The following is an 8,650-nucleotide window of genomic DNA, read 5'->3' as shown; positions in this document are numbered from 1 at the left end:
ATTGCTTTTAGTCTAACTTCTTCTTTTTTATTGTTTGTATTTTTTCTGGCTTTTTCAAGCTCATAAATTTCTTTTTTTGTTTTTTCATCTATTATCTTTTTCATATTCTTATTATACACTTTTAATTAGGTTTTAGTATTAGATAATCACTTGCTATATATGGACCTGAACCCCAAAATCCGGAATACGGATGGAGGGGTTTTTGTATGCCAGAATAAACAAAAGAATTTAAGGTAAAACTAGTAAAGGAATATGTGTCTTGCGATTTGAAACGGTTTGAAGTGAGACAAGGAAAAAAACTAGGACTATCTCAATAAATACTAACGCAAGCACAAGTATAAAATAGGCTAAAGTGACTTATCAGCCTATTTATTATATAATATAGATTAATGAATAAAACGGATAAGGGGTAATAATATGGCAATTTTTTATAAACCATTATGGCACTTATTGGTAGAAAGAGAAATGAACAAAGAAGACTTAAAAAGAGCTGCAAACATAACAAGCAACATAGTTTAAAGAATGAGTAAAAACTCTTATGTGAACTTAGAGTCATTAGAAAAGATTTGCCTGGAATTGGATTGCAGAATTGAAGATGTTATAGAGATTAGCAAATCAAAACAATTACAAGAGGATTAAAGAATGAGTAGACAAGCTAGTAATAAAAATTTAAAAAAAGCAAGTAAAAATAAAAATGACGAATTCTATACTCAACTCGTTGATATAGAAAGAGAGTTGAAATATTATAAAGATCATTTTAGAGATAAAGTAGTCTATTGTAATTGTGATGATTCAAGAGTAAGTAATTTTTTAAATACTTCTATTTGAATTTCGAGCATTTGGGATTAAAAAAATTAATAGCTACTTGTCATAAAAATCAAGATATAGATTTATTTTCAATGAATGACAAGGAAGAGGCAGTATGGCTAGAATATAAAGGAAATGGCAACATTAAGTGATTTTTTAGTTGATGATTATGAGAGTTATGTTTCGTGGGGAATGGCATTAAAAAATGCTTATTCTCCAAAATTATATTATAAATTGTCTCCAGGCGTTGGATGATGGGAGATTATTCAAAAAGCGATATTTAGAAATTACTTTTTCGGGATACATTGAAAATGATTTACTCAACACATGAAAATATTAAATAAGGATAAAATATATATGAATTTATTAAAGAACAAATCTTTTATGGCATTTTGGGGTTCAACTACCCTATTACGTTTAGCTTCAAATATTTTACAATTCGCATTAGCGATTTATGTATTAGACTTGACAGGATCTGCATTGGTTTTTTCGACTGTTCTTTCGGTAATTATTTTACCGAGATTGATTTTCACGCCAATTTCCGGGTATTTAGCAGATTGTAGGAATTGTATACATGTTCTACGCTGGTGTGCATTAAGTCTTGTAGTTTTGATGGCGAGTTTTTTTATAATACACACGGTTATTAAACCATTATCAATACCTCTGATATATATTTTGGTTATTTTTTTGGAAATTTGTGAAACGCTTATTTCTGCATCAGACGCTAAAGCAATTGTTCTAATAATTGAAAAAGATAAAATTGCTTCGGCAAGTAAATTGTCCTCTCTGGACGATGGAATTGTTGAGATAGCATCTCCTGTTATTGGCGGATTTGCTTACGGAGTATTTGGTTTAAGTACAGTTTTGTTTGTAGCTTTATTTATAGAGGCAGTTGCATTTTTACTAATGATGATTGTGCGTACTAATGGAGTTTCTCATTGTGATAAACTCATTGAAAAATCTAAAACTAACATTGTGAGAGACAGTATCACTTCTTATAAAAGTGCAGTTATTTCCATGAAAGAGTACCATTTCGTAGTTGGGATAGTGTTGTTCGCTCCGCTTTTTAACTTCTTTATTGCACCATTATTTTCCATTGTTGTCCCACATTTTATTCGCATTACACTTAATTCTAATGTTGATGTTTACACAGCCTATAATTTAATTCTTGGTGTAGCGGGACTAATTGCTCCATTTATTGCGATGATGGTAATCAAAAACGATGATGAGAAAATAGCGAATATGAAAGGGACATTGTTTTTGGCTGGGATGTTAGTCTTTCTTTCGTTTGCATTAAATTATCTGTTTAATATTCAATCAGAAGCGTTACTATATATCGTTGTTGGAATTATGGCTATAGCCGTAATAATAATTACTGTAATGAATATTGCAACAACTATTACAATAAAAAGTAAAATTCCAGAAGATATTCTTGGAAGAATAGTATCTATAATTCAATTATGTGCTGTTGTTGCGATGCCATTGGGACAATTGCTATATGGATATTTTGCAGACAATTTTCCGGCAACTATTTCTTTCATATTCTCAGCTTTCGGACTTTGTATAACCTATTTAGTAATGCGAAAAACATATAAGCGTTTGGATGAGGGTAAAAATGTTAGGGCTTAATTTATCTTATAAAATTTTCAGTGGTATTGTTGTTGTACCTGAAGATATTGGTAAAGTTTTATCTGTAAGCAGAAACTCAATATTATTGGCAACTGCAAGTGGAGAATTAACGATAAGCAATTCTAAAAAAATGATAAATGGTATGCAAAGAATGTAACAGAAGAAAATCTTCAAAATAGAAAAAGGATGATTAGAAAAATAAAAATCTAGTCGTCTTTTTTGTTTTAAAGAAAGGAGTTTTATATGAAAAAATTAGATCAACTAAGACAAGAGTCAAAAGAAATAAAAGATAAAATTGACGATACAGAAGAAAGATTAAGACAACTAAAAAATCAAGAAAAAAAGATATTAAAACAAGACATAGTGAAAAGAAGAAAAGAAAGAACTCATAGACTTATAACAATAGGAGCAATCTTAGAAAGTCTTATAGAAAATGCAGAAGAACTAACAGATGAAGAAATAAAAATTCTACTAGAAGAAGCAACAAAAACAAAAGAATTCAAAGAAACACTAAAAATAATAAGAGAAAATTAGGGAAAATATAATAATTAAATCTCCCTTAGATTTTCTAAGGGCGCAATTATACACCCTAAAGGGTGCTTGCGTCCTGCGGAGCCAAACCCTTGCAGGGAGCAACAACCATTCGCTTTTTAAAAGTCAAGGGTAAATAAACTCGCTAAGGCTCGCCCTTGACTTTTAAAATTTGAAATGAACAAAACAATTAAGCCGACATACTGAAACAACAAAAATTGGATAGGATACAATAATTCAATAACTATAAATAGAATAGATACAGATAACATATCACTTAATAGAAAATATAGATTTAATAGAGGTGTTAAGTTTGATAAAATAAAATTAGATTTTACTAAAATATGTGCTAAATAATGAGATGATTTTAGACATTAATGAAAAAATGTTTGATAATATCAAAAAAATGACAGTATATGAAAACACTTACTGATTTAAAACCTTAGGATTATAACGATTATATGATGATATTTTCTATATTTAAATGGAAATAAAACTTTGAAGGGGGGTGATTTACATATGAATTTAGCGGATCCCAAAGATATTACTGTTAAAATAGTTTTATTGATACCGATTATTTTAACATTATTTTCTTCATATATGATAGATAAGACAAATGGAAATATTATAGCAGGATTTAATACTATGGAAGAAGACAAGAAAGAAGAGCTAATAAGAAAAGGATATATATCTAAAGTCAAAAAAATGACTTTTACAATGAGTATACCTTTAGTTATTGCCTTTTTGTCTAGTTTTTTTGTTAAGAATATTAAGCTTTATAATGATATTCTTATGGGAGCATGGGGGTTGTTTGGAATAATTACGATTTTAGGAATTGTAGTTATAAATTATTCTATGAGAAGTTAATATTTTTTATAAATTGCTAATAAATAAGCCAAAATAACGTATTAACCGTAGATAGAGAAATTTTCTATTTACGGTTTTTATTTGATGAAAAATCTAATCAAGTAATATGATTTAGCAACATTTTACGAATATATGGAATTTCATATAGGAATTAAAACTACATTAGAAGCTTATAAGCAGAATTTTTATTTTAGGGATTTTAAAGAATTCCCTTTGTAGAATGAGTATGGTAAAAGACTTGAATTACTTATTTATGTTCCATCTATTAAAATTTGAAAACATTATAGAGTTTTAGTGGATGCGGTCATTTGAAATATATTAAAAGATAATTAATTATTATTTTAAATATAATTATATTTTCATTGTATTATATTACGATATATTTATTAATTAAGTATTAATTGACACATACTAATAATGATGTATAATAAAAAAGTAAATGATTTCAATTTTTCTAAAGAGGAGTATATATGAATAAAAAAATAAAATTAACAGCTTTGGCTGTTGCCTTGTCATTAGCTTTTACAGCTTGTTCTAATAATAACAATAATACAGCAGAAACAAAATCAAATGCAGTTACTTCTGCAAAAAGTGATGAAGCTTCAAATAAAAAAATAGCATCTAATGAAGATAAGAGCAACGAAAAAAGCACATCTAATGAAGAAGATTCCAAAGCTAGTAAATTTTCGAGTGAAGATATAGTTTTAAGAAGATCTTTATCAGCTCCACATGGGGAGGGCTCATTTGCTAGAACTGTGGTGGTTACTCAAGCAGATAAGATAATAACAGCATCTTTAGATGAATTCCAATATTTTGATGAAAAAGAATTTAAAGCACTTCCAAATCAAGATGGAGAAAAAGAGTTCAAAAAAGGGGCTAAAGAAGGTAAAATCTTAGGTTCTAAGGTAGAAAATAGCGAGGCTTACTCTAAACTAATGGAAGAGAAAGCTGGTTCAACTGTTACTATTAAAGATAATTTCAAAGCAATTGAAAACTTTGTTTCAGGAAAAACCATCTCTGAAATAGAAGAAGTTATAAATAATGCTGAAGATGGAAAAGCTATAGATGCGGTAAGTGGAGCAACTCTAGTAGATACAAAAGCATATCTTAAGTCTATAGTTGATACAGCAAAAAATGATAAATTTGCTGTAAAAGCCGATACACAAAGTGTTGACAATTTAACACTTAAATCAGCATTTGGAGGTAGAAATACAGATAATTCAGTATCAGATGTATTTGTTTTATTACAAAATGATAAGATTGTAGCAACATCAATTGATGAATATCAATATTTTGGTGAAAAAGGTGTTCCAAATTCAGATAAAAAGTTTGGCGAAAACTATGCTGATAAGAAAAATCAATTGGCTTCTAAACTTGAAAACGATAGGGAATATTCAGCTCTTATGAAAGAACATGCTAAAGCTAAAAATGACATATCTGAAAATTTCAAGGCTATAGAAGAGTATACAAAAGGAAAAACAGCTGAAGAAATCAAAAAGATAGCAGATGAAAAAGGAAAAGCTATAGATGAAATTAGTGGCGCAACTCTTACAGATGCAGTTGGTTATCTAGATGTAATCTATGATGCAGCAAGTAAATAGAAATTAGGGGCTGTTGCAAAATTATGAATTTATAACGTTTCATCATTACAAGTTACTCATAGACAATTTGAGAATAGTCTTCCAGCTCATGGAGACAAATTGTCGTTAAGAGCTTGTGATGATTTTGGAACGATTAATTCATTCTGCAACTGCCTCTTTTTTTGTGATAATTTAACTTTTATATTAAATGGTAAAATATTATAAAAGGAGTTAATATGATAAAAAATATAATATTTGACCTTGATGGGACTATTTCAAAATCAGGAGAAGGTATTATTAAGGCTTTTGAATATAGTCTAGATAAGATGGATATAATTTATAAAGTCGATGATTTAAAAAAATATATAGGCCCACCACTTAGAGAGTCTTTCGTAAAAGAAGTAGGAGAAGCCAAGGCAGATGAAGCAGTAGATTATTATAGATATTATTATTTTGAAAAAGGAATGTATGAGACAAGTATGTATGAAGGAATTGAGCAGTTAATTAAATACCTATACAATAATTCTTATAGACTCTTCGTTGCTACGAGCAAGGGTAGGGAATCTAGCTTAAAAATACTTGATTATTTTGGAATAGGTAATTATTTTACTTATGTAGAAGGTTCTACAGAAAGTTTGAATACAAAAGTTAGGGTTCTTGAAAGTCTACTTAGAAAAAATAATTTAAAAAGAGATGAGTCTATAATGATAGGTGATAGGCTATATGATATAAATGCAAGCTTTAAACTTGGACTTAAATCTATAGGTGTAGAATATGGATATGGTAATATAGGTGAATTTAAAAGGGCATCTTATATAGTGAAGGAGCCTTTAGAAATTAAAGATATATTAGAAAAAATTAACTAAAAGCTTAAGCTTTTAGTTAAAAAATTCTTTATAAAGTTTTTGGATTGCAAGTTTTTCATTTTCTTTTTTGATAAAAACAAAAAGAGAGTTATTGCTTGCACCTTGTATTATTGCTTCTAATTTAATATTTTCTTCATCAAAAGTTTTTGATATTTTATATAGGGTTTGTGTCATGATATTCTTTAATCCCTCCCCAACAATTGCTATAGCTGAAAGATCGTCTATTATTTCAAATTCATCAAAATCAAAGTTTGTTTTAATAGTATTTATTATATTTTGCATCTGAAATTCACTAGTTATGTATTTCTTACGAATTAAAATAGATAAGGAATCTATGCCTGTAGGTATATGTTCTACTGGTATATGTTGATATTCAAATATATCAAGAAGCTTATTAATATATCCTACTTGCTTGTTCATAAGATATTCTGTAATATTAAAGGCAAGAAAATCACCAACATTTGATATACCTATAATTGGGTTTTCCTTAATATTATTTCTCTTAGTTTCTATAATGGTTCCACCATTATTAGGGTCGTTGGTATTTTTAACTTGTATTTTTATATTATTTTTCAAAAGAGGTGCTACTGCATCTTCTTGAAAAATCTCAAAGCCATTATAGGATAACTCCCTCATTTCCCTATATGTAATATTTGTTATAGGTTTAGGATTATCAATTAGATTTGGGTGGGCAGTATAGATGTATGACATATCTGTAAAGTTTTCATAAATATCACATTCTAGACCACGAGCAACGATTGAGCCAGTTATATCTGAGCCACCTCTTTGGAATGTTATAATTTTACCTTGAGGTGATATAGCATAAAAACCAGGAATTATAAAAAGTCTATCATCATCTTTAAATCTTTTTATATTATTATAAGTTTCTTCTAAGATTATAGGTTCATTTATTGTGTGTTCAACAAGTATTCCAGCCTCTTTTGGTGATAGATAAGAACATTTATATCCTAAGGAACTGATATATTTTGCAATTAGTCTTGCGTTAAAGTCTTCTCCGCATGATTTAATTGCATTTTCGAGATAAAAAGAATCATCTATTTCATCTAGGTATTTATTTAAGATAAGTCTAAAATCATCAAGTAGCTTTTCATCAAGTTTAAGATCTAAGACAATCTCTTCATATCTTTTTATAATATTTTCGAGTTGTTCTTTATATTTTGGATCTTTATTCCTGTACTTCTCATATAAATCTATTAATAGGTCTGTAACCTTAATATCATTACTATATCTTTTTCCAGGTGCAGATACTACAACAGCACAAATCTCTTTATCATTTAAAACAATATCACAAACTTTTTTAATTTGTGTAGAATTGGCCACTGAAGAGCCTCCAAATTTTGCGGTTTTTTTCATAATATTCCTTTCTAAATTTTAAATATTTAAATTTAATCATTATTATACATTAAAACATATTTGTTTAGCAAATCATATTTCAAATATGGCTATTTATATATTTTCATATAAAATATATATTATAGGAGGAAATATGCTAGGAAAAGATTTTTACAAGAAGGAAACACTTAGTCTTGCTAAAGATTTAATTGGAAAGACTTTAGTAAGAAATATAGATAATATAAAAATGAAAGCAAGAATTGTAGAAACAGAAGCTTATCTTGGGGTAAATGATAGGGCTTGTCACACCTTTAATGATAAGATGACCGAAAGAAATAAAATATTATATATGGATTGTGGAACTCTTTATATTTATCAAACCTATGGAATTCACTTTCTTCTAAATATATCCAGTTTTGGGGAAAAAGTTCCAGAAGGAGTTTTAATAAGAGCGGTAGAACCTTTGTCAAATATAGATCAATTTGCTATTAATAGGTTTAATAAAAAATACAATGAATTATCTAACTATCAAAAGAAAAATATCACTAATGGACCAGCAAAGCTTACCAAAGCTCTAAAAATAGATAAAGATTTAAATGGAAAAAATATTTTTTCAAGAAGCCTTTATATCGAAGATTCCAATGTTTCTTTTGAAATAGAGGTAGATAGGAGAGTTGGTATAGATTATGCAAAAGAGGCGAGAAATCTTCCGTATAGATTTTTTATAAAAAATAATCCCTATGTCTCTAAATTTAAACAAGATTAGGCCCATAATTATAAAATATTTTAGATAATAATAATAAAATATTTGACTTATAGGACTATTAGTGATAAATTATTACATAACAACTTAACAATGTAGTCAAGAGGTCGCGGTTATGATTAGTAAATCATTGAAAGGCATAACCGCCGAAATACCCCATGGTGTTGGTTGTATTCAAAATATGGATGCAACTGTCAATAAGGATGTGCCAATCCTTATTGGAGAACTTACTATATTGCGGCGAAAGGAAATCA

Annotated in this window: 9 protein-coding genes, 1 pseudogene and 1 riboswitch; of the genes and pseudogenes, 9 read left to right on the top strand and 1 reads right to left on the bottom strand. The window is 28.4% G+C overall.

The window, feature by feature from the left end; all coding sequences use genetic code 11:
• Nucleotides 1-522: 522 nt before the first annotated feature.
• The 8 genes and pseudogenes from SOR60_RS04465 (at nt 523) to SOR60_RS04430 (ending at nt 6,280) form a co-directional block, all read left to right on the top strand.
• A complete protein-coding gene (locus SOR60_RS04465; RefSeq protein ID WP_320595309.1) occupies nt 523-639 on the top strand; it encodes a helix-turn-helix domain-containing protein in 117 nt (38 codons plus the stop codon).
• Nucleotides 640-642: 3 nt separating this feature from the next.
• Nucleotides 643-959 (top strand): annotated as a pseudogene (locus tag SOR60_RS04460) (adenine-specific methyltransferase EcoRI family protein).
• A gap of 205 nt (nt 960-1,164) precedes the next feature.
• On the top strand, nt 1,165-2,436 hold the full coding sequence (locus SOR60_RS04455; RefSeq protein ID WP_320595308.1) for an MFS transporter: 1,272 nt from the start codon (nt 1,165-1,167) through the stop codon (nt 2,434-2,436).
• Nucleotides 2,423-2,593 carry a hypothetical protein gene (locus tag SOR60_RS04450; protein ID WP_320595307.1) on the top strand — a complete coding sequence of 57 codons (171 nt, stop codon included), beginning with the start codon at nt 2,423-2,425 and terminating at the stop codon, nt 2,591-2,593. The genes SOR60_RS04455 and SOR60_RS04450 overlap by 14 nt, the downstream gene beginning before the upstream one ends.
• Before the next feature lie 86 nt (nt 2,594-2,679).
• Nucleotides 2,680-2,970: a DUF3847 domain-containing protein gene (locus SOR60_RS04445; RefSeq protein ID WP_320595306.1), complete on the top strand. Its 291-nt coding sequence runs from the start codon at nt 2,680-2,682 to the stop codon at nt 2,968-2,970.
• A 516-nt stretch (nt 2,971-3,486) separates the two neighbouring features.
• A complete protein-coding gene (locus tag SOR60_RS04440) occupies nt 3,487-3,834 on the top strand; it encodes a DUF3784 domain-containing protein (protein WP_320595305.1) in 348 nt (115 codons plus the stop codon).
• A 470-nt stretch (nt 3,835-4,304) separates the two neighbouring features.
• Nucleotides 4,305-5,435: a hypothetical protein gene (locus SOR60_RS04435; RefSeq protein WP_320595304.1), complete on the top strand. Its 1,131-nt coding sequence runs from the start codon at nt 4,305-4,307 to the stop codon at nt 5,433-5,435.
• A 215-nt stretch (nt 5,436-5,650) separates the two neighbouring features.
• Entirely contained in the window at nt 5,651-6,280 is a 630-nt protein-coding gene (locus SOR60_RS04430; protein WP_176269477.1) for an HAD-IA family hydrolase, read from the top strand.
• 12 nt (nt 6,281-6,292) lie between these two features.
• Here SOR60_RS04430 and SOR60_RS04425 read toward each other — a convergent pair whose 3' ends face one another.
• The gene (locus SOR60_RS04425) at nt 6,293-7,654 is read right to left on the bottom strand and encodes an aspartate kinase (protein ID WP_154539133.1); all 1,362 of its coding nucleotides are present in this window, start codon (nt 7,652-7,654) and stop codon (nt 6,293-6,295) included.
• Between the two features lie 133 nt (nt 7,655-7,787).
• Here SOR60_RS04425 and SOR60_RS04420 point away from each other — a divergent pair, with 133 nt between their 5' ends.
• On the top strand, nt 7,788-8,399 hold the full coding sequence (locus SOR60_RS04420) for a DNA-3-methyladenine glycosylase (RefSeq protein WP_320595303.1): 612 nt from the start codon (nt 7,788-7,790) through the stop codon (nt 8,397-8,399).
• Between the two features lie 89 nt (nt 8,400-8,488).
• Nucleotides 8,489-8,633: riboswitch (Lysine riboswitch) on the top strand.
• Nucleotides 8,634-8,650 lie beyond the last annotated feature (17 nt).

Source organism: Anaerococcus porci (genome assembly GCF_034090325.1).
GTDB lineage: Bacteria > Bacillota > Clostridia > Tissierellales > Peptoniphilaceae > Anaerococcus > Anaerococcus porci.
This window is presented reverse-complemented; position numbering and strand designations above follow the sequence as displayed.

Coding starts and splice junctions, on each gene's coding strand:
- SOR60_RS04440 (WP_320595305.1), top strand. CDS start 3,487: ATGAATTTAGCGGATCCCAAAGATATTACTGTTAAAATAGTTTTATTG.
- SOR60_RS04435 (WP_320595304.1), top strand. CDS start 4,305: ATGAATAAAAAAATAAAATTAACAGCTTTGGCTGTTGCCTTGTCATTA.
- SOR60_RS04430 (WP_176269477.1), top strand. CDS start 5,651: ATGATAAAAAATATAATATTTGACCTTGATGGGACTATTTCAAAATCA.
- SOR60_RS04445 (WP_320595306.1), top strand. CDS start 2,680: ATGAAAAAATTAGATCAACTAAGACAAGAGTCAAAAGAAATAAAAGAT.
- SOR60_RS04425 (WP_154539133.1), bottom strand. CDS start 7,654: ATGAAAAAAACCGCAAAATTTGGAGGCTCTTCAGTGGCCAATTCTACA.
- SOR60_RS04450 (WP_320595307.1), top strand. CDS start 2,423: ATGTTAGGGCTTAATTTATCTTATAAAATTTTCAGTGGTATTGTTGTT.
- SOR60_RS04420 (WP_320595303.1), top strand. CDS start 7,788: ATGCTAGGAAAAGATTTTTACAAGAAGGAAACACTTAGTCTTGCTAAA.
- SOR60_RS04465 (WP_320595309.1), top strand. CDS start 523: ATGAGTAAAAACTCTTATGTGAACTTAGAGTCATTAGAAAAGATTTGC.
- SOR60_RS04455 (WP_320595308.1), top strand. CDS start 1,165: ATGAATTTATTAAAGAACAAATCTTTTATGGCATTTTGGGGTTCAACT.